This is a genomic window from Spirochaeta isovalerica (genome assembly GCF_014207565.1).
GTDB classification, from domain to species: Bacteria; Spirochaetota; Spirochaetia; order DSM-2461; family DSM-2461; genus Spirochaeta_F; species Spirochaeta_F isovalerica.
Genome location: NZ_JACHGJ010000001.1, coordinates 124,753 through 147,696, shown reverse-complemented (window position 1 = coordinate 147,696; position 22,944 = coordinate 124,753). Strand labels below are relative to the sequence as shown.

The window sequence follows — 22,944 nt, the reverse complement described above, 5'->3', positions numbered from 1 at the left end:
GGTCGGCGCTCATAAGACATAGGACTCCACGCCGAGACGGGAGAGAATCTCATTTCCCAATGCAGAGATTTCACCCTTGATCTTCTCAACTCCAGATCCTTCTAGTTTCAGAACGCTGTCCCGGCTGGCAATAGCCTCTTCAATCTTGATGCTCTTCGAGACAACCGTTTCAAAGACGGAAGATCCGAAAGCGCTCTCTATCTCTTCCCGGATTTGTCTTGTAATAACAGGAATGGGGTTAAACTCGTTAATGATTACTCCCAGAATGGAAAGAGAGGGATTCAGAGTCTTTTTGACCTTGCTTACAGCGTTCATAAGGTCGTTGGTTCCCTGCATGGAGTAGAGGGAAGGTTTCATGGGAATGATCATCGAGTCAGCGGCGACAAGAGCATTGAGAGTCAGAATCCCCAGGGACGGCGGAGTGTCGAAGAGGATAAAATCGAAATGGGCAAACTCTTCCCGGCCCAAAAGGTCTTTCAGCTTTGAATAGGCGTCCAGCTCTCCGAGGTACCGTTTTTCCAGAAGGGAAAGGCGGAAGTCTCCGGCAAGAATAGAGAGCCTTCCATCCACTTCATCGATGTTGATTTCATCCGATTCAAGAGCGTCAAAGAGGCCGGGAATATTCTCCCTGTTTACACCCTTGGACAGGTTGCCCTGAGGGTCGCAGTCGATCAGAAGGACATCGAATTCCTGGGAGGCCAGATAGAAACCGCATTCCCGGCAAGTAGTGCTTTTGCCGACTCCGCCTTTCTGGTTGGTAAAGATGACCTTTTTCATGATAAGGAACCTCCCATTCTGGGAGAATTTTCGAGGCTGCGAGTCTCGCCTCTCACCTGATCCTTCCAGATCTGGTTTTGAATGGCTTCCAGAATTTCCGGGACTTTCCCGAGTACGACAGAACCGTTGCCAAGGAAGATTTTGTGATCCAGCTCGATGTTTTCACCTTCCATGGAGACAAAGAGCTCCTGAATGCCGTAGGCTCCCTTGTCCAGCTTTACGCCGACAATCCTGTGGTTTCTTTCCATCAGGTAGCCCACTTCGCTTAAGTTCGAGGTGCTGAGTTTGTTGACCGGGAATGCGTCTTTGCTCATAACTGACCTCCCGCTACCTGTTGGTGTCTCTGTTGCTGTTTGAATTTTCTCTTCGCATCGTTCACGATCTTGTGAAGCTGGCCATAGGTCCGGCGAAAATCAAAGAGATTGATCTGCGCTTCGCCGGAGAAATAGGCGGCCTGCAGGGTGTGGATGGCTACGCCGGAGATGGTCAGGCGGCAATTGATCTTGCCGTCTACAAGGCCCGATTCGATTGTGTCGATCTGACAGTTTCGGCTTAGGTAGTACGAGGCTTCGTACAGGTCAGAGGTCTGGATTTCCTGCATAATGGAAAGCTCCTTGTGCAGAGGTGAGACTTCTTTGACGGGGAATGGAAAATTGTGTAGAATGTTTTTGTCATCGAGGTTCACCTCATGATCTTTATGAGTCCTGTTTCAACCGTTTGGCGACGTTGGGAAGCAGGACTTTTTTTATCCCCTTCAACTCAGGGGTTTTTGCCTGTAATCAGGTACTTTTTCAAAACGTGTCAAGGACGAATTTTGAGTCCCAACATAACACAATTATATACTTTCAAAACGTATTGTCAAGAACAGTTTTAGCTTTTGGGTGTAGAATAGAACCATGCCTCGACCATTGAAAAACAAACTACCGCCACTTTCACAGGAAGACATCGACATCGGAGAGAATATTACCCGGTATCGAAAACAAAAAGGCCTGACACAGGTTCAATTAGCCGCTCAGATCGGAATTACACAGAAGTTAATATCTGATTACGAAACAGGCCGTGTCCGTCTCAATGCCGAGATGATTATCAGGCTTTCCCAAGCTCTTGAAGTGTCATCAGATACAATCCTCGGAATTTCCCCGGTAGAAGATGCCTCACCGGTAAGCCTGAAAATAAGCCAGAGAATGAGGAAAATTGAATCATTGCCCCCTTTCGATCAGAAAGCGCTTCTAAAGACTATTGATAACGCTTTGAAGGGTGCCGGAATGGATTCTTCAAATTCTTCCGGGGAATAACCTCATGATTGCCAGAAGAAGTAAAGTGAAATCCAAAACGTCATCGTTTCAACTCAGAAAGAGAATGGTCATGTCTCTGTTCTTTCTGGTCTCAAGCCTTTTTCTCTGGTACTTTTCTCTTGCGTTGGCCAAAGAAAAAAGTCTCTTCTACAATTACCTGTTCTTCTCAATTCTGACATTCGGGGGCGGTGTCTCATATCATCTTCTCTCTGAAATGTGGAAGCTGTCATGCAATGAGAAAAACGTCCATTTGTGGAATAAAATACAAGCAAGATTGGCCCTGTCATCGATAGGATACGCGATAGTAGCCATAGCTATTGTGATAGGGAAATTTCTGATAAAGGGCATTCTGGGCTACTCTGCCGCACTGATCGGAGTTTTTGCAGGAATGCTTTGGGTCGTGTTTTTTGTAATGAAACTACATGTTTTTTTCCGCGATCTGTTCATTTTCAATAAACGCCAACGAAAACAACGAATAAAATATAAGAAACGAAGATTGATTTAACATCGAACATCAGAATTTATGGTTGTAATACGGGATTTATTGAGATTTTCCGGGACATCATAGATAAAAATCATAACCGGGAGCTAACCTGCACCGGATGAGGAGCCAAAGCGACGATTCCGGTGTCTGGTTCAGCGTCTTTGTTATGACAAAATCATAATCGGGGTTCGGCCACGATCATCGCAGCCACCGCCCCGAAGCTGTTCCGGCTGAATTCCTCCGGATCTGGTCGAAAACTCAGTAAATTGATTTTGTTAAACAGATCACATCATACGGAACCGCCGGACCGGCCAGCGTCCGATAAGACTGTCTTATCGAAAGCTGCCCTGAAATTCAGCCTCCCACAGCCCTGCGGTTCGCCGGTTGTACATTCAGGTTCTTGAAACCGCCAAAGCCGTCGCTTGACTGTCAGTTCAACCTTTGGGTAATCAGAATTTCTTCTGTTCACTTCGGGGCTCAGAGTGGGGCTTTCCCAATCCGGTCACGTCGACAGAATCCCGGAAAACTCACCAGAGCAGACAAAAAAAATCCCCATCCCTAATTGGGATGAGAATTTTTTCCATTTGTCTGTTTTTAAGAGTGATTAGTCTACTGCTGTTCCTATTTCAATGCGCTCAACAACAGAGTCGTCTGAATAGGTGAATGAAATGTAATAATTCGTTGAAATAATCCCCATATCATCAAACCATTCATAGAACACAATGAGTTTATTGTCATAGTTACTAAACAAAATATCTTTGTATAGTTTTCGGACATCCTCAATGGTCGACCCTATTTTTATCCCTCTTGCTGTTTCGAAAGAACTATCATCGCTAATGATTATTCGATCAACACTCTTCCATCCGCGTGTATATGAAACTTGGATATTCTCATAGTTTAAAATAATGAAGTCCCATTTTTCATTGGATTTGCTCTTTATTATTTCTTCGCTGTAACCATCGCCTAAAAATCCAATAACTTCTTCAATATTCTGGTTTAGAAAGAGACTAGATCCAGATTTCTTAAATGCAAAATCTTCTTTTGCCAGAGGCATGTAGCCCGGATCTCCAGCGTACAAAACTATCGAGTTTAAAACTAAGATTAAAAGAATCACATGCTTTTTATTTAATCTTGGCATCCTGTCATAACCTCCTTTCTGTTAAAAAATACTGCGGGATCAATACTCTCACCGTCTTTTCTGATTTCAAAATGGAGATGAGGACCTGTGGCTTTTCCTGATTGGCCCATACCTCCAATCATTTGTCCAGACTCGATTGGTTCATTATCCCGATACAGAGAAGGTACATCATCATGATAATAGTGTGACTGCCATCCATTCCCATGATCAAGAACTGTATAACTCCCGATATCTTTCCTCGAATCGGTTACAAGGATTTTTCCATCTGCAGAAGCTCCGTATGTTTGAGTTTCTCCATTCGTTGGGGCATAATCCCAGCCTTTATGGATAGGAGAGGACTCACCTTGTGATGTATTAAGAGGTTCTCTAGGTCCAGCTTTTGAAGTAACTGGAGCATCAACAGGTTCTTTAAAATCTGGTGCATCTTCGAAGCTTTTAACCCAACTATAAGCGGCATCAGCACTCTCTAAACCAGTCGGATCGATACGGTTTAAAGGATCATTGTTTACATATGCATACCAGTTTGTGCCGTCCTGCACCGGATCCACATTGATAAACCGTCCGGTCGTCGCATCATAAAACCTTGCATTGAAGTAATATAGGTTTATATCCTCATCCAGCTCTTTACCACCATATGAATATTTACCCAAATCTTCCGTCGGATTATTTGCCGAATCCAATCTCTTCAGCTGCTCCCCAAAAGCCCGGTATGTATAGTTCACCACAACTTCACCGGATTCATCAGTCACAACCTTGGTCGAATTCAAATGATCAAGATGGTAAAAGTTCTTCTCAGTATCTGTAGAATTATCTGCATTTACTGTAGTCGTGACTCGACCGGCGACTAAATCCCCGGAAAGTACATAGCGATTAATGCTGCCTTTTTCATCGGTCTGGTCTCCATTAACTTCCATATCCATCGCCACTGCAATTGTACCATGTCTTAAATACAGGGTTAAAGAACCGTCGGAAGAAACCTTAACGACGCGATTCCCCGCATTATCATAAGTATACTCAGTATACTCAGAACCTCTGGTAGTCTTTATCAGGCGATTGAGTACATCGTATTCAAATACTACTGTCTCAATTCCATCCTGTCCATAGATGGTTCGTGAAGTTGTATTACCGTTCTCGTCATAGGCATATTGGGCATAAAGTGTCCGGGAAAGTTCCCCTTCTCTTTTCACGTCAATCTTCTCGAGTCGATTTCTCTCACCATAGGAATAGAAATACTCATCTCCATTCTGTACAATCTTAGTCCTGTTCCCATTGCGGTCATAGGCAAAACTTTCCCTGTCAAATGGCAGATCTCCTTCAGCGGTCGCCCCTTCCAGATCGATAAGAGCCTGAAGGTAATCCTCTCCGTTTACCCTTCCGTCAGCCGTTCCATTGGGATACAGATCCGCCGCGGCATCGTAGACTCTCCCCTCGACAGGATCTCCCCCGTTGTAGGTGCCAAAATGCTCTTCTACAATGGCCCGGGCATCGGGAATCTCCGGCAATTTGGTATCAGCCGTTGCAATTCTATGAAATCCATCGTATCCGTACTTATTATCATTAATAGCCTTTATATTTCCCGAGCCGTCAATCTGATAGTTCAAATCTTCTATATATCTCCCGGGAGTATCTGTCATACCTATCCGTATCCGCTCTATCCGTTTCCGGTTGTCAAAGTCCCAGAGCTGAGTTGTGCCGTTTGAATAAGCCATTTCCGTAACAACACCGCTTTTGTTGTATTTAAGATCGGTGACAAAAGGAGCTATGGCAGCTTCATCGCTACCCTCACCAATCGATGATAGATACCCAAGGTATTGATCATAGGAGAAGTCGTGTACCGATCCGTCGGGATACGTCATCTGTCGCAGCAGTCCGCTAGCCGTATAACCGTAATCGAAGGAGAAAACCTGGTCTGCGACTGATCCGCCGTAAACCGTTGCTATTGAGTTTCTATGGAGAATGTCTTTCAATCTGCGGTTAAGGGAGGCTAGTCGGCCTGCTCCGTCAAACTCACATTGTTCAATCAAAGTCTTGTTCTCTACGCGGATAACATTGCCACGTTTATCATAGAGGCGATATTCCGTATCATCTGGAGTTACAGCTCCAGATTTGTAGTATTCGGTTCGGGTATTTCTTCCCGCTTCATCATAAGAGAACGCAATTATCTGACCTTTTCTATCTGTTTTGGATATTAAAAGTCCTCTGTCGTTATAGATCATGTAATCACTGCCGTTTCCGTAAATCTGACGAATCAGCAGGTTTCTCTCATCAAAGCGATATCCGGTTTCCTGCCCTTCGGGATCGGTTGATTTTGTCATCCGGTTCAGCTGGTCATACTCGAAGGTGTAAGTCTGTCTCTCTGTAGAAACGGTTGATGAGTTTCCATACGCGATGCGTTCAACCACATTGCCATTCCAATCCATTCGCTCATAAACATCGGAACCTTCAGGATCGGTGGTCATTATGGAGTTTTCCCTGTCATTGTATCGGATCAATTTAATCTTGCTTCCGCTTCCCGTATCGGGATAGAGAACCTTTATTGTTCGTCCCAGATCGTCGTATTTTACCAGCCAGGTTTTATCGAACCTGTTAACCTTTACATCATTGACCCAGATGGAACTGGAAGTAGTTCCCGCATCGGGATCCGTCAGAGCCACCATTCGCCCGTAGAGGTCGTATGTCATGGTTTTAACAGCATGTACAAAACCTCCGGCTCCGTAGGTGATCTCTTTTACCACATTGCCCAGGCCGTCCTGCTGAACGGCCGTAGAAAGCGTGCTCCAGCTATGACCGGCATCATCGTATTCAAAATCAGTTAGTGTTTTAACGTAGGCATTTTCATAATTGATCTGCTGCCTCACTCCGGGATTATTTTCCCGGCTTGTCAGGAAGGCTGACCACGAAACATGGGTGGATATATCATCAAAGTCACTTCCTGCGAGTAAAACATCATTCTCATCGGGATAAATAGTGGTGATTTCAGAACCCAGGTCATCGTAATAATGCTCCACCGCAAAACCTTCGGCATCGACTTCAAGCCATGGGGAACCATCGGAGTTGAAGACCCGCCAGCTGCTAAGTTTGATTTGGTTCGTCGTGTCGGGAAGATTGAACCAGAAGTCGGCATCGGCCCGTGTGAGATAGTTTTCTTCGCTCACGATCTGCCAGGATCTGACTGGCCAGGCATTTACGGCGCTATCATAGACAGTATGAGAAACAATGCCCCCCGGATCGGTAACGCTGATGACATTGCCAAATGAATCGTAATCATAAGAAGTAACTAATCCTCGGGTTATGCCTTCATCGTCGATATAGAGGATTTCCTTTTCTACTTGCCCCAAAGGAGTGAGAACTCTTTCCAGATCATATTCTTTGTCTTCTCCGGCCGACTGGAACAGCCGTGTTTCTCGAACGGGGATGCTGTACTTATCATCGTATTGCTTAACAGTAACCAGACCCATTTTATCGGTATGCTCCTTAAGGTTTCCTTTAAGGTCATAGAGATATTTCTGACTAAAGGCAAACTGGCCCATGCGGTATGTTTCTTCAAGTGTTTTAACTCTGTCCGAGTTGTAGACATAATCTGTCTGCTCCACATAACCGTCGCCTGTTTCCGTTGTCAGAGTATCAAGAACATCATTCTGAGAGGGATCGGAACTGATTGTGTAGAGATAGGTCTGCCGAACGCCGCCTGTTTCGACAAGTGTAGTGTAACAGTTGAAGTTACCCGCCTCATTGTTGTCGTGGTAGATGTACGTAGTGTTTCCGACCTCTCTTCCCTCGCGGTCGATATTCCACTGACGGCTGACCTTGTAATACTCCATGTATCCGCCCCAGAAGTATTTTGTGTACATTCCTTTTGCGGGAACGGCGTATTCATAGCGTTTTTCACTAAGGGCCAGATCGGCTCCATCGACAAAATTTCTGATACCCGTTAGAAGCAGAGAAGCATTCTGCCAATGAGAGAGGTGACTTTCATAGCTGAATGAGGCTTTGACATCTGTGTATTCATACCTGGTCTCATGCCCCATGGCATCCTTTACCGATGTGAGTGCATAAGAAGGATTATAATCACTTACCAGCCCGACCAATGAGGAGACATTGGAGTAATTGGATGCCGGTTGGTAACTGTAAGTTATTGATCTGGTTTCAGTTTCAGTTTTTCTGGAACCGTCTTCGCCGATTTCATGTGAAATGACATCCCACTCTATTTTTTCCAGGTTTGAATCACCATCGTAGGAAAACCGGATGATGCGGCCAATTGTATCCACAACAACGCTGAGTCTGTCCGCGGAATCGTAGTAATACCAAATCTCATTCAGTCCGCTTTTATCGATGTGCGTCATTAGCTTTCCGTCGGGTCGGAAGAGATAACGGCTGTTGTCTTTTAAAATAAGTTCGTATTTGTTCCTCTCGGAATCGTTATCGGCCACTCCAAAAGATGACAGCGAAGAAACAGCAACTGGTCCGTCTGTATAGGCTTTTGAAGAATCTTCATAAATTCTTTTGTCCAGAAGATCGTACCACAGAATGTTCGATTTGTTTAAGTTGCGAACCTTTACGCCGGTCTGATCGATTTCGTACGCTCCACCTCCGAAAAACAGACTGATAATTCTATCGCCGGAACTATCGTCCGAGAGGATATAGGGAAGACTGGTCGCCCAGCCCGCACCCATATTGTTGACTTCTTCGATAGTGTGGGAGGTGAGCCTGTTACTGCCGTCCACTGGATTGCGCGACATGGAGAAGATATTGGACTGGTTTGTTTTCCAGATCCTTCCAAAAGAGAAATCCATCCCCGCCCTTCCGGGCAAAGAGAGGTCAGTGACTTGTACTGTCACATTACCGGTCTGGGGATCGACATTCCCGGCTTTCTGATTAAATGGGAGGTTTTTTCCCGCATCGTACCGGCTATCCTGCTGGGCAAAAATCAATGATCCCGCCATGAGGAATAAGGCTGTAAAAATAATTTTTCTGTTCATCATTCTATTCCTATTCATATGAAACTCCGGATCTTGCTTCATCACAGTCCACATTGACCGTTATGGATTCTCCCGTCATACCGCCGTCCGGTGACATTCGATAGACGAACATGGTTACGACTATGCGTTTCTGATCTCCGACATACCGTCGGCATGTTGCTCCGGTATGGCTGTTGGAGGTGGAGAAGGATTCGTTTTTATCTATAAAATCTGAATAATCATTAGTCGTTGTGTTAGTTACATCGCCTAGGACAAATGAACTTGAGGCAGAAACAGGACCAAATCCAACACTAGCACTAAACTTAACTGAGTTATCATCAATTACTGTAGTTGAACTCATAGTTCCTTCTTTTGTATTTAGAGAAAGACTCTGACTATCACCTTCCCCTTCAAACAACCAGGAAGTCCTATCCAGCATAAGCCCTCGACCTTCCGAAGCTTCGGAAGTGAGAACAAGATATCCGTCTCCATGAAGCTGGGCTTTCAGTACGGGCTTGATCTCATTGCTGGCAATATTAATGGTTTTGTAAACCGTCGCCGTTTCCTGAACGCCATTTGTGCTTCTTCTTAGCAGCGTCAAAGACACTTTATATTCCCTCGATACCCCATCGATTGTATATTCATGGGATACGGAAGCCCCGTATTGAGATTCTGAAGAATCGCCAAAAGTCCACTTGGTCTGGGACCAGTCAATTCCGCTTCCCGAAGAAGCTTGGGCCGAGAAGTTGATGACATTGGCATCTCCTCCTCCCGAACCCAGATCCCAGGTAATGACAGGGACAAGCTCGTCGCCTTCGATATCAATTGTCTTGTATCCCACAAAAGGTCTGTCATCGTTCTGAAAGAACATCTCCACCATAACGGGATAACCCATGGCTTCGCTCTTGGGAACAAAGGTATGCAGGATATTGGACCCCTGTTTTTTTACTACGTTTTCATTTCCGTCGAAGATATACCAGGTCGTCCTGGTCCAATCGACATTGGTGGCTTCAGTTTTCTCGACGGAGAGTCGGAACACATTGTTGCCGAGGTTTTCCGTCAGATTGATCAGCGGTTTTATAGTATCTCCGCCGACTATGACTTCTCCCTGATCGGTGATCGGCTCGTCTCCATGTCTAAATAGTGTACAGACATAGCGAATAACCTGCTCTTCTCCGGAGTTGGGTAAATCGTAACGGACTACCGGACCGGTTTTTGCATACTGGCCATCGACGAGCCACTGTGTTCTCTCCCAGTCGATATTGGGACCGGTTGAAGATAGGGCATCGAGAATTACAGCATGTCCGCTGCTGGTCTTTTCTGTATTTTTCTTTACGACAATCTCAGGCTTGGTTACATCGCCGGGAACAAGATTGATTTTTTCAGAAACGGTAATGGCATCGCTGCCGCCTTTTCTCATAAGAGTCAGGGAAACTTCGACCTGCGAAGCGCCGTCGGCATTAAAAAGGTTGTAAATGGCCGTAGGTCCGATCTGCGTGGGCTGTTCGCCATAAGCTCCCGCGACAGGTACTGACCAGCGTGCGCTGCTGAAGTCAATACTGCTTCCTTTGGAATTGGAGCAGGAGAAAAGAACTTTCGCGCCCACAGTGTTCCCCGATTCCTCGAGAGTAATAATCTCATAGTCAATAACCGGTTCCAGAGGCGCGGGTTCTACAGATACGAGCTGTGTAGCCGTCTCGGACTGGCCGTCGCTGATTCGCGGTACGGTCAGAGAAACAGTGTATGTGATCTCACTTCCGCTCTCCGGAAAACGATAGGAGATGGAACTCTTTCCGTTTTGCTGATGAAGAACGATACCGTCACCGTATACCGTCCACAAAGCGTTGTACCAGTCGATATTGCCTATGGAGCTTGAACCGGAGAATGTAAACAGTCTCGGATCGCTTTCATTCACATCATAGGTAATGACGGGTTTCACATCTTTAAAATCCAGGTCAATGGTAATGTTTTTCTCTATCGTATCGGTCGCCACCTGTCCGTTAACAGGGATTCTGGTCAGAGCCAGGTTCACATTGACCTTGTGCTTGAAAATATCGAGCGGAATAATGGTTTTCGATCCGTAAACCGGAGCCAAAGGACTCTGGCCCGGACCGGAAATGGTCCATTTGGCCGAAGCCCAGTCTATTCTCTCACCAAGAGAGTTCTCTGCGCTTAATTCCACATAAGAGGAATCATCAGGCAGAACATACTCAATGGAAGGTACGATATCGCTGATGATTCTCACCGTTTCCGGATCGGAAACATCGGAGTAAGTTTTAGCCGAATCGGATGTCTTCAGCATTATGGTTTTAGTGCCGCTTGTGGAGAACTCGTAGAGATATTCCTCAGTCGACTGTACGGGAATTTCCTGATTGTCGATAATCCAGCTGTACTGCCACTGTGTTTCCTCGGTCGGTTTCCAGGCTTTAAGGTGTACGAGGTAGGGATTTACTTCATCAACTGTAATTTCCGCTCTCGCCGCAACAACAGGCATGGTCATTTTCTTCCAGAGCGTAGTTGCCGCTTCTTCGCCGTTTTCGACTATGCATACGCGAATCAGATATTCCGATCCCATTTCCATATCGTTGAGAACTGCATGGCCGTCGGTAAAAAACTTCTTCTCGGTGTATCCAGCCGATTCATTATTCAGTCTGAACTGAACCGTATAAAAAGTTTTCTTATCAGTATAGGGATCCCAGCTGAGGTAAAGATCGTCCCCATCCAACAGCTCAATATCAAAATCGACAATCATGTTCTTCATACCGGCCGGCTTGGACGCATCTTCGGGAAGATTCATTATCCCGGTCGATACATCTTTGAAATCGTATCTCATAAGACCGGTCGTCCAGTCTTTCTGGTACTCGAAAACAACGGACTGCCCGTCTCCCGTAAAGCTGGGGTAATCGGCTTCATCGGCAGCGGAAGTGATTTCCATTGCCGCGCTGTCGGGATCGCTACCGATCTCCTCGCCTGTCTTCTTCACAATCCTGATATCCGATTCCGACGGCCTGGAGATATAAGTGAAGTATGCGGTTTTCTTGAAGTCCCTCTCGCTAACAAAAGCGATTTTCGAGTCGATATCAAGATCGGTATTGGATATTTCATAGGGATAGAGCCCGCTCCAGACAGGATAGGAATCCCGTGTGTTGTTTGAGGTTACGGCAACCCTCATATTCACGTTTTCTACATCGGCTATTACGACTTCTTCGTCTCCGTCGTAATCGGTTGTAAAAACAACAAACCGGTCATCAGGCGAATAATAGGGGAAGCGAACGTTCTCATCGGAACTGAACAGTTTGCTGATACCCCCTGTTTCCAAATTGTAAGTATAGATCTGCCAATTGCCTCCCGGCTCTTTAGCGGAACAGATTATCCTGTCGCCATTAGTGCTGAAAACCGGTCTTTCTATCTCGAAGTTGTTAATAATTCCCAGAGGGATTCTTGTCAGGTTCTCACCTGTAATATCAACCATATAGAGATTGTCATAGGCATGCTGGTTTCCGCCTGCAGAAGGATCGCCGTTACCGTCGTAAAGCTCGACACGGGAAGTGAAGACAATTTTCCTGCCATCAGGCGATATTGCCGGATAATCGAGAACGCCTTCGATTCGGGGAATGCTGTCGCTTGAAAGAACTCTTCTCAAATCGCTTCCGTCCGGTTTGGCCGTAAAGATCTCTCTGTCTTTAAGGAAGACGATTTTATTATTTCGAACACTTGCCCGAAGCTCTTCCCACTGGGGCAGTCTTATCATGGAAAGCTTTCCTGTGCTGCCGCTGATCATAAGGGCGTAATAATAGAGCCTGTTGCCTTCGTTTCTAATCACTATAGTCATATCTTTCAGATCGTCCATAGCGGTTTCTTCCATATAATTATTAGTGCTTTCTGCAGTGTAACGAAGCGTCGCCACGGAATTGAACATGCTGTCGAAGATTTGAATGTCCTTTCGGACTTCATCGAATATGAAGACTCTGTTTTCCGCAGTCTCAACAAGAGATGGTCTCTGGAACTCCCGCTCGCCGACGCCAAAATCGTCATAATAATCGGCTATGCGGAAATCGGGATCCAGGCTTAATATTCTGTTGGCGCTGTAATCAGCGACGATAAGACCGTCATTCTCACCGGCGATTGTCAGGTTGGCGCCTACTTCTCTCAAGTATGGATTGTCGATATAGCGTATCTCAAGTGATTCTTTTTGAAGCATTCCGTCGTCAAAAGCCAGTTCGGCTATATAATTTGCGTCTGTTACTGAGATGAAGAGCGAGTTCCCCACTTTTTCCAATTCCCTGACCGGATTGTTGAGGGAGAATGACAAATCCGAATTGATTACGTAGTTACCGAACTCATTGGCTTCTAGCGTATAAACATATCCGCTGCCCGCTCTATTTGAGGCGATTAGCAGAGTTTCCTTTCCAATGGCATGAATGTCCACCGGATTATCGATCCCCAATCCCTCGAGGGAGATGGTGAACAGCTTGTCGGAGATGTAGTTGTCGTTTCTTCCGATCTCATAGGTTTCGATTCTGTAGCTGCTTCCCGAACCGGCCAGAACAAAAACTCTGTCTGTTCCGTCTTCCAGACGAATAGACGAGAGGCTTTCGGGATTATTGACCAGAAGGTTGCTCGATTCCATTATCTGTTCATGGATAATAATCTGGTCTGAAACGGAGAAGTAGTTTCCGTCTGTGGTAATAACTCTTACCCTGGGAGATACCAGTCCCAGGCTTGAGTAGGTATGAGACCAGCTTTTCTCTTTTGATAGAAGCGGATTGTCCACTGTGACGATATCGTCGTAGATTCCGTCTCCCGTATAATCGATGCTCCAGGAAGAAATGTTATCCACATGGGCCTTACAATCAATCTGAACCAATGTCGGAGCATTCTCACCTTCCACGGCATGGGAACTGAAAGTCATTTCGATGGGAAGGATCAGCTGGTTGGCTGTGAAAGTCATATCTCTGGTGAAAACCAGTCCGCTTTTGGTTTTTACTGCAAGAGTCATTGACGTATCGCTTGTTCGGACTATCGAACCGGGATTTATGTAAACATCTTCCACAAAGAACGTTCTGTCGCTGTTAATCTTCGCTTTTTTCCATCCGGAAAAGTCTCCCGGAACATATTCGACTGTCTCGGGATCGGATAAGTAAATCTCCACATCCGTAACAATGGCCGGATTGAGGGAGCCGACCAAAGTGGCAGGCGCGAAATACACGTTTTTAGAGAAGGAGGGAAAGAGAATATCTGTTATGCTATTATCGACTTTGATAATCTGTTCGGTTTTATTGCCGACTTCGTCAAAAGCTGCACAGATGATTTCATTCAAGCCATCTTTTCTAATATCTATCGTAGTAGAGGGGAAACTTCCGTCATCCGCAAAGCTGATTCGCTTTCCGCCGATAAATAAATCGGAAAGAGACGAATCGGTAACCGAACCGGCATTTCCATGAATTCTGGCAGATTTGATTATGCCGTCAACTTCATAATTTGGTACTACGACAATTTTATCTAAATCAAATTGAGGCTTCTGAATATCCACAAAAAATGGCACGGACCGAACGACCGATTCGACACTGTTGTAAGAGGCTTTGACTTCGAAGAGATGGTAACCTTCTTCAAGATCGTAAAGCTCCAGCGATGTCCAGTCGCTTTTATATGTTGTCCACCCCTGCCTGTCGAAATTGTAGGAGAATTGAACAGCAGAATTATAAGAGCCATTCAAGAATCCTTTCCAGGTAAACAGAACATTGTTATAGGAAATCCTGTTGGGTACCGTATTGGTAATGACCACTTCCGGGGCGTCTGATTCATTCCGGATCAAAAGCTCTCTATCTCTCAAGAGGTTTTGGGTTTCTCCTTCCAGCTCATATAGCTCTAGAATTATCTTTGAGCTATTCTCCGGCACAGGAATATCGTTGATAATAACGAAACCATTACCATCAACTTGAATCCTGTCCAGTGTGTGGAAGAGAGAATAATCATCTCCGTTTACCGTTGAATAAACATCCAGATCGTAATAGAGTCCGCTTTCTATGCCGCTCTGCTTAAACTCTAAATACAGCTTTGCTTTGCTGTCGATTTTTCCGTTCACTTCATCCCTGTCAAGGTACAACAGGGCGAAATCCGTTATAGAGAGCTGCTTCACTGTCGTTTCGATATCATCATGAGTATCTTCAGTGCTTTTCCATATGATAGGCAATACGATGGAGCTGACGCTTTCGTTTTCATAACGCAGAGAAACAGTACAGTTATATAAACCGAAATCCGGGAGAAGATCATCGTAATAAATCTCAAATGAAGTTCCGTTGACTTTAAATTCGGCTTCCGTGACCGATGGGAACTCCGGATCGGTTGAAACGGATCGGGTAACGATAGAGAGTTTTTCCATCAGATTCCGGTCAATGGTACCGTTTTTATTACCCACTTTCACAAGTAGCTTGTACTCTATTTCTTCATTATCGACACCGATATGTCTTACGGGTTTGTCAACAGAAAGAGTCGCAATAGGTATAGTTCCCTCACGATCTGCTGAAATCCTGTCGAATTGATATACGGATTTGACAAAAGAGTTTTCAAAATAGAAAGAACGAAGCTCCCATTCGATATTTTCCACAGAGATAACCTGATCAAATACCAATTGAAGTTCATTGTTAACTACCGTTACAGGCAAAGGATCATCGGCGCTCTCTCCCCATTCGTATTTCCAGGTTAATACAGGCTCTTGGGGATCCTGGAATACATAAAGAGTTCTATCGAATTGTGATTCACGACTACCCCTGATCTGAAGGGCAAAACCGGGATATAATCCCTCGTTACTCTGTAACAGATAGGAGTCATCAAAGCGAATTCCGAAACCTATATCGCCAGCGATACCGTTAACAATTAGGGGTGTGGCTTTCTGTACAGAAAAATTTGGCCTGTTATTCTTAATAAAGGCTGATCTATGGTCGAATCTGTAGCCATTTATTATCATGGATGCCCGGAAATTATAGGCCCCGGACGGAATGGCATTGATATCGAAGCCGTGACCGGCTACAGAACCGTCTTCATTGAATTTCCTATAAGATCCATCTCTTGATTCAAGTGTGTAAACAACCGAGTCAACCGTACCTGAATATTTTTTTTCAATATCCAGAGTGGCATTAAGAGTCGATGCCGTTTGATTGAAGTCATCGTTGTTCTGCTTATAAGTATAAACAACAGGTCGATTATCTTCATATCTGAGATCCTGAAATATTCTGCTTAGGTAGACTGAGTCTATAAAACCATCCGCATTGGCTCCCGAACCAGCAAGAGCACCACCGATCGCCATATTATCACCATTGGGTACATATGTCTTCATAGAAGCTGAGACAGGTAGAGAACCTGAACTCATTGCAGCGATCTTTCCGTCAACATAGAAATAAACAATATTATCAGGGACGCTATAACTGAGCTGCAGGTTATGCCACCCGCTCGTTACCGGATAATCACTTTCGAGTAACAGGTCCGCAGAACTATCCCCTTTTAATCTGGCGCTAAACTTTGTAGTCTCATCATCGCCTTCCAGTCTGGTAAAGAGCGTTAAATATTCGCTATCAAATATGGTTACGGGATAACTTGAAAATCCGCTGTTGTTGATGTTTATCGGTTTATACCAGAGGTCGACTGTTCCTGCCGTACTGAATGGATAAAGAGTTTCTACTCTGGCTGGTTCAAGACCGTTGTGAGCTTCTTCCGGAAGAATGTAATCGCCTTCCGTGAAGACAATATCTTTTTCAAATGTGATTGTCTCCGTAGTCTCTATGTAGAGCTTGACAGAGCTCGGTGTCGAACCGGATTGATTATCGTATACGAGATGAAACTGCCCGGTCCTTAGGGGAATTCGTGTCTCTTTCCCGTCAATCAGCAGAACGAGCCATGCCGCTGCGGGATCGTTTTCATCAGCAGTACCGTCAATTTTGACTGTTCCGTATACTGAATAGAATTTGTTGTTTGTAAGACCGTGATTTCCCTGTTTCTTGCTCAGAAAATATCTTCCCGTTTTAACAGAACCATTCGTTGGCGAAATAGTGAATGTATCACCGCTACCCGAAGCGGTTACATCGTACATTGCCGGCTCGACTGAATCAGCAAAAATCAATAATTTTCCGGCTGTACTAAATTTGAGATAATTCTTATGTTCCGATCTGGCAAACAGAGAACCTTTCCCCGGATCGTTGTAATCAGAATTTTCCAAGGAAGAGTAAAAGGTCGGCGAAATCGATCTGAGATTATAGAACTCCGTTCCGATATCATCCTGAACAGAATCGAAGTTGTACTCTCTTCTGTTTTGTATGTCCAGTTCAACAAAATCAGCTGGTAGTGTGCTTTCGAGTTCAGGGACTTCATCGATCGTGATAGTACGGTTTACATAGAAAGGCTGGGCAATGGAGAAATGGCCATTCTCATTTCCAATTTTACTACCGAAATAATGAGATAGATCGGGGTTTATATTATTTGCATTGAGTATAGAAGAGAATATATCGATATCATCAACTTCCTCATTGCCGAATAAATATTTTTCAGTCAAAGGAGCCTTGTTGTTTATTGCTAAAGAGAAGGAGTTAGTCGTTCTATCCAATGATAAAAGGATTAAATTCCACCCGGATTTGAATCCCGTTTTATCGATAGTTAAAGTGCTGCCATCTATTATGGTCTCAGTATTAAAATTGTAGATTTCATTATTTTTCGTACCTGTTTCTCTAACGAGATATAGAGAAACACGGCTGGTATCTCCAGGAATTGTATTTTTTGATGCGAGATAGATACTCTCACAATTTTCAGCATCAATATCCTCATAATCGAACAGAGTCAGAATGCGCTTGTATTTATCATCTTTACTGTATTCGTCTTCCTGCTCGTAACGATAGTAAAAGGCAAAGCTCATTGAGTCGTAATTCTCATCATGAGTAAAATCAACAACAGGCGCTTCGCGATTTGCAGCTTCATCCATTCCTGTGCTTATGGAAAGAGAACTGCCGGACTTAACTGAAAAGCCTGGGTGGAAGACAACGCTTTGGCCTGCTTCAACAATAAGGCTTCCGTTTTGAGTTCCGCCAACTAAAAGATCTCTTGTACCGTCAGTACTGCTTAAATGCACTGAGTCGGGTCTCACGATTTTATATGTATCATCAATTTCCAGACCTTCGATCCCAACAGAGGATGAGAAAAACTTCGCTCTTCCTGAATCTTCGAAGAGAGAATTTCCGGCTTCTCCTTCAAAATATGGAACTTCATGGTATTTTTTCGATTCTTCAATAATTATGGGATAGGCCACAACTTCATTCGGATTAGCCAAACCATCGGCAATTCCATGAAATTCGTCAGATTCTTGTGTATGTCCGGCATGATCCGTCACCTTAACTTTAATAGGTTCGGTTACTGATGGATTAAAGGATTCGCTGCTTAAGTCCCAGAAAACTTCAAAACGGCCATCGCCAATATATGTGTAAAGCGGATCAGTATTATACTCGCTTTCCGATCCTCCAATTGTATAGAGAATGACAGCGTCCCTCAGATTGTAGTCTTCGACAACAGCACTAAGAGAGAGTAAATGATCATTGTTCTCAGAATATGTATAACCACTGATTTCTACATGAGGTGGTTTTGAATCGAACATAAACTCATATACAAAAGTTTTTTCGGTTCCGTCCAATTGAAAAGAGTTTATTTTCAGGGAGTTTTTGCCTTCTCGTACATTTTGACTGGTCAAATCTAAAGGCCCGACCTCTCCGTTCCGGCTATCTTTGAGTATGGTTTTTTCATTGAACAAAATCTCCAGCGATGTATTTATATCTTTGGAAACTATCAACTGAGGCAAGGTATTCTGATCGTAATACTCCTGCATAATGACATCAAAAGTCACTGATGTATCCACATAGGAGACATCTCCGGTAAGGTTGAAGAGAAAATCTACCATTCCCGTTTTCGATGAAGCAGAAGTGGAAATGGTTTGGTTATCATAAGAGATCCACCACTGGATTCTGTTGTTCCCCAGTTTCGCACCCTTCAGACTGACTTCATCATAACCATCCATTAGTTTATATACATTAGAGTCGGGATTAACCTCTTTCAACACCCCGGATATCTCTTCTTCATAATTGACAATCATTGTCATTTTTGTACCATCAGGAATAAATCGATCTATCCGAACTCGCACAGGCTTCTTCAGTTCCTGAATCTCGCTAGTCTCCCAGCTATTTCCATCCATATAACCATCGAATTGAGGAATGACGTTCGTAGAAACAAGAGATTTCTCCGCGTTTATAATAAGCCCCCGACTTAATTCATGGAGAAATGGGGCCGTTGGAATGAAAGCCATGGAATAGGTATCGTTTTTCATCTCTTCCGGTAAAGTAACCATCACTGAGACTTCAAACCGCCCCTGCGCATCGACATTGATAAGAATCTCATCGGAGCCATCTTCGAAGAGGATTTCAGAATTGTAACTTTTAACTTTCAGATCCTGAAAATCGTAATTGCTGAAAATCTGCCCTCTAATGGAGATTTCTTTCTCAAAAACATTGGTAAATGGATTTTCATTAACTGTCAGATTAAGTTTTCTGTCAAAAACAATGCTGTCATTGATAGTCTCACTACCTGGAGGAATATCATCGATTTCAAAATTCGTCAGTTTTATTTCCTGGCTTGAAAGTGGCAGATTGTAATAGATTTCCGGGCGCTTGCCGGATACAGGCGCCGTATATACAGTTCGGAGACCGCCCGGATTTTCCACATAGATATTCAGAGTCTGTTCGTCCGGGAACAATTCGATAATCTGATCTGAAAATGTGCCGCTTTCCATACCGTCTTCAAGAACAGAAGACTTCTCGAAAATTCCGGATTTCAAAAGGGCATCAGTCTCGGCATCGCGAACTTCGAAACCGACAACCAAACCTATGAGACCTGTAAAAGAACCGCTCACTTTTACAGTCGAATCTTCAGTCGTATACTTATACTCATCCTCTGCTATTAAAGGAGTATTGTTATTATCGCATATAACGATATTGTCGATAGTGTTGACCGAATCGAATAATTGGACAGTAAAATTCTCTTCGGCACTTTCATATGCGATATTTTCACAGTACAACCTAATATCAATTTCATCTTCAACAGAGTCTATTGGAAAGAGATGAGAGAATTGTCCGTTTTCGACCTGGACCTTTCCATTTGTTCCAATCGAAATCTCCCTGACAGTAGGATCATAAATGTAGCCTTTTATAGGCAAAAGCAACTCAGTTTCGCCGGTTCTCGGCAATTTAACCGGCACTTTCTTTGTTATTGACAACTTGCGGATTTCAGGAGAAAGACCGCCAGCCGTTTCAAGAGCCAGATTAAAAAACAGATTAGAGCTCGCCGGTTGCATATCAGCGAACACGACTGTAATGAGTTCGCTTCTAGAACTGGATTTTGCAGTTTCACTGTAAACTGAGAAATATTCACTTTTAATTTCAAGGAGCTCTTTGATCGTTCGGGCTCCCTCTGAGCCGAATTTGGGATTATTGTATTCCTCGACTGAGAACCCGATTTTTAAAGCGTCATTATCTACCCACGAGCTGTCCGCTTCAATACTGAATGAGATCAAACCTTCAATATCGCTGTTACTGTAAAGGAAATCCATATTACCTGCAGCAGGATATTCAGTTCTCATGCAATAGAGACCGTCAGAAGTTCCTGAATATCCGAGATAGATAAGAGAATCATCAATCTGTTTCAGTGCAAGATTTGATTCGTTGACAACTAGATACGGCTGGACAGGCAAATAGGAGTATTCCTGCGGTTCGGTAAAGAAAGAATCAAAAAGGATCTGACCTCTTTTTATGTTGTATTGATTATTTGTTGAATCATAAGTAACAAATGAAAAGAGATTATTGAAGAAGTCGACACCTATGAGTGTTTGATTTTCTGGTATGTGAAGATTGTTGTCTCTGTTTATGATGAAACGCTTATTGCTTTTGTGTTCCATTACAACAACTGGTGATTTATTATCCTCTTCAATAAGCAGGAATGCATTATAATCGCCATCGACATATTCGCCCTTTACGACTTTAGCAATTCTATCTTCGGAAAGCTGTCCGCCCTGAAAGATAACAGGTTTGTAAACGTCTCCGGCTGATTTGGTATAGAAGTGGACTTCATTGTCCAAAGTATGGATAACAGCTGTATTGCCGCCGGAAGTAAGATGAAAATCCTGAATAAAGTAATTATTGTCGAATTCATACTTGTCTGTAATGCCGGCTTTAAGATATGAACCATTTTCTTCCAGAGAAAAGATATTAAAGGTGTATAGATAGGAATAATCATTTCCATACAAGCTGATAAGTCCGTCTTCTTCATTGATAAACTGAACATGAGGTATAGGTTCGCCAATGGAAATATTTACAAGGTCATTCCCGCGAAGGATGTAAAGACCGGAATTCTCGTTATTGTAAAGATTTGAAACGCCGACCAATAAACCCAGATCAGTTTCGCAGAGATCATATCCGTGTAGATTAGATTTTTCCAGAATTAAAGACCAGACATCTCCGCCAAATGCGTTTTTATAAATCTTCAGTTTCCCGGAGTCATTAACCAATGCGAAAACATCGCCATTACTCAAACGAAGAATATCAGATATACCTTCCGTATTGAATGTTTCTATCGATTCAACAATTCTATCCTGTGCATTGAGAACAAAGGATCCATTCTCGTTAAGAACGATACCCGTACCCGTCGGATCCGTGCCATTATTGAAATATTTGACTTTATCTTCCGTATCAAGAATATCTTCAGTATGTATATTCGGTTGGACCAGGTCGATATAGAGTCTTTCGCTGTCGATGTAGAAGGAACGATGGATTTCATCATCAACAGTTCCCCCTCTTTTATTTTTATATGCGATCAATTCTATGCTTCCGGAATCAAGATTAGAAAGCTGAATCGGATTATCCAGTTCGAAAATATAGGCGGAAGTCGAATCACCGGAAGGCAGATCGGTTTCCTTAATTAAAGCTTGTTCCATATTAACAAGGACAATGCTTTTCCTGGAAGTATTTCGTGGGTGATATACGGCCTGGATGTGTACAGTATTTTCCAGATAGGTATCATCAATTCTTGAGCTTATCTCCCCTTTTACAGGAACAGTTAAATCATCGGTGATTTTTATAACCGACTCTGCTCCGGGCGATACAAAGCGGAAAACCGAATCATCTTTATGGTAATAAATATCAATCTCATCGGTATAAATGGCTCCCTCGTTTTGGACTTCTACTGTAAGAGTATTAAAACCTTCTTTTAAGTAGAAGTTTTTGAAAAACAGAGTGTTGCCTCTGTTCTGCTGATCAAATTCGCCAAGGGCTTCCATGGATAGACCATTGACTTTCGGATTTTCAAAAGCAGAAGAGACAATGACTTTAACCATATTGGTATTAACAAGAGAGTGATTGGCCGGGCTAACTATTTTAACAAATTTGCTGTCCGAAGATTTGATTACATTGATCTGGTCCCGGGCTATTCTTTCTCCTGACTGATCAAACAGAGACAATTCGATCTGGTTTGTTCCATCAATGACAGGTATGGGTAAATCTACCACTGAGCCTGATGTTCCATCTATCTGACTTGAAATGTAATTATTGGCATCATTTGCCGCTATAAGTTTGTATCCTGTACCGTCTGTAAATAAAGCATCAAGAATTATTGAATCACTATAAACGACTTCATTATTTCTTGGGGAGACTATGTCCACAAAACTGGATAGACCTGAATTATATAAGATAAACGCTGCAGAATCCTGCCAGACAGCCTGTGAAATCTCAGCAGAATCGATATCAACTGCTTTGTTGTTCGAGAAACTGAATTGAAACGATTCCTCCGAAAGCCCCCGTTCTTTGACTCTGAAGCGTATTTCCGCAAACGTTCCTTCTTCAAGCGAAGTTTTACCTTTTTCTGTTATGAACCATGAGACTATTACATGCCCGCCGAGCTCCAGAGAAGCCTGGTTATTCGTATGAGCATACAAGAGCTTGTTCTCTTCATAAATCCTCTGAAGAAGAAGGCTTTCAGAGAAGTCCAGGAATGTCATTTTCTGACTATCGTATGAAAGATCGAAAAACAATCCTTTAATGCCCGGATTGTCGTCTATTTTTATTCTTACGGTTACGATATCACCTATATCATAAGAGACATCGTCAATTCGCGCTTCAATAGTAGGTGAAGCGTTGAGAAAAGAGAAACAGGTGATCAGTAAGAGTGGGAGTAAAATGACTTTTTTCATATTCATAAAAGATTCCTCATGGTGTA

At 43.6% G+C, this 22,944-nt stretch carries 8 protein-coding genes; 3 read left to right on the top strand and 5 right to left on the bottom strand.

Annotation, left to right across the window (positions count from 1 at the left end):
* Positions 1–9: 9 nt before the first annotated feature.
* Positions 10–777: a ParA family protein gene (locus tag HNR50_RS00555; protein WP_184742349.1), complete on the bottom strand. Its 768-nt coding sequence runs from the start codon at positions 775–777 to the stop codon at positions 10–12.
* Positions 774–1,091: a hypothetical protein gene (locus HNR50_RS00550; RefSeq protein ID WP_184742347.1), complete on the bottom strand. Its 318-nt coding sequence runs from the start codon at positions 1,089–1,091 to the stop codon at positions 774–776. The genes HNR50_RS00555 and HNR50_RS00550 overlap by 4 nt, the downstream gene beginning before the upstream one ends.
* A 32-nt stretch (positions 1,092–1,123) precedes the next feature.
* On the opposite strand from HNR50_RS00550, the gene HNR50_RS00545 reads away from it, so the two are divergent.
* The 3 genes from HNR50_RS00545 to HNR50_RS00535 all read left to right on the top strand — a co-directional run bounded on the left by HNR50_RS00545 (position 1,124) and on the right by HNR50_RS00535 (position 2,577).
* Positions 1,124–1,333, top strand: coding sequence for a hypothetical protein (locus HNR50_RS00545; protein WP_184742345.1), 210 nt, complete (start codon positions 1,124–1,126; stop codon positions 1,331–1,333).
* Positions 1,334–1,673: 340 nt separating this feature from the next.
* Positions 1,674–2,072, top strand: a complete 399-nt coding sequence (locus tag HNR50_RS00540; protein WP_184742343.1) for a helix-turn-helix domain-containing protein — start codon at positions 1,674–1,676, stop codon at positions 2,070–2,072.
* 4 nt (positions 2,073–2,076) lie between these two features.
* Positions 2,077–2,577: a hypothetical protein gene (locus HNR50_RS00535; protein WP_184742341.1), complete on the top strand. Its 501-nt coding sequence runs from the start codon at positions 2,077–2,079 to the stop codon at positions 2,575–2,577.
* Positions 2,578–3,160: 583 nt separating this feature from the next.
* Here the strand turns inward: HNR50_RS00535 and HNR50_RS00530 are convergent.
* From HNR50_RS00530 to HNR50_RS00520, 3 genes are read right to left on the bottom strand one after another with little or no spacing between them, the layout of a single operon-like run.
* Positions 3,161–3,694: a hypothetical protein gene (locus tag HNR50_RS00530; protein WP_184742339.1), complete on the bottom strand. Its 534-nt coding sequence runs from the start codon at positions 3,692–3,694 to the stop codon at positions 3,161–3,163.
* Positions 3,682–8,691: a peptidoglycan DD-metalloendopeptidase family protein gene (locus HNR50_RS00525; protein WP_184742337.1), complete on the bottom strand. Its 5,010-nt coding sequence runs from the start codon at positions 8,689–8,691 to the stop codon at positions 3,682–3,684. Before HNR50_RS00525 ends, HNR50_RS00530 begins: the two co-directional genes overlap by 13 nt.
* Positions 8,684–22,924, bottom strand: a complete 14,241-nt coding sequence (locus tag HNR50_RS00520) for a cohesin domain-containing protein (RefSeq protein WP_184742335.1) — start codon at positions 22,922–22,924, stop codon at positions 8,684–8,686. The genes HNR50_RS00525 and HNR50_RS00520 overlap by 8 nt, the downstream gene beginning before the upstream one ends.
* Positions 22,925–22,944 lie beyond the last annotated feature (20 nt).

Coding starts and splice junctions, on each gene's coding strand:
- HNR50_RS00555 (WP_184742349.1), bottom strand. CDS start 777: ATGAAAAAGGTCATCTTTACCAACCAGAAAGGCGGAGTCGGCAAAAGC.
- HNR50_RS00550 (WP_184742347.1), bottom strand. CDS start 1,091: ATGAGCAAAGACGCATTCCCGGTCAACAAACTCAGCACCTCGAACTTA.
- HNR50_RS00540 (WP_184742343.1), top strand. CDS start 1,674: ATGCCTCGACCATTGAAAAACAAACTACCGCCACTTTCACAGGAAGAC.
- HNR50_RS00535 (WP_184742341.1), top strand. CDS start 2,077: ATGATTGCCAGAAGAAGTAAAGTGAAATCCAAAACGTCATCGTTTCAA.
- HNR50_RS00530 (WP_184742339.1), bottom strand. CDS start 3,694: ATGCCAAGATTAAATAAAAAGCATGTGATTCTTTTAATCTTAGTTTTA.
- HNR50_RS00525 (WP_184742337.1), bottom strand. CDS start 8,691: ATGAATAGGAATAGAATGATGAACAGAAAAATTATTTTTACAGCCTTA.
- HNR50_RS00520 (WP_184742335.1), bottom strand. CDS start 22,924: ATGAATATGAAAAAAGTCATTTTACTCCCACTCTTACTGATCACCTGT.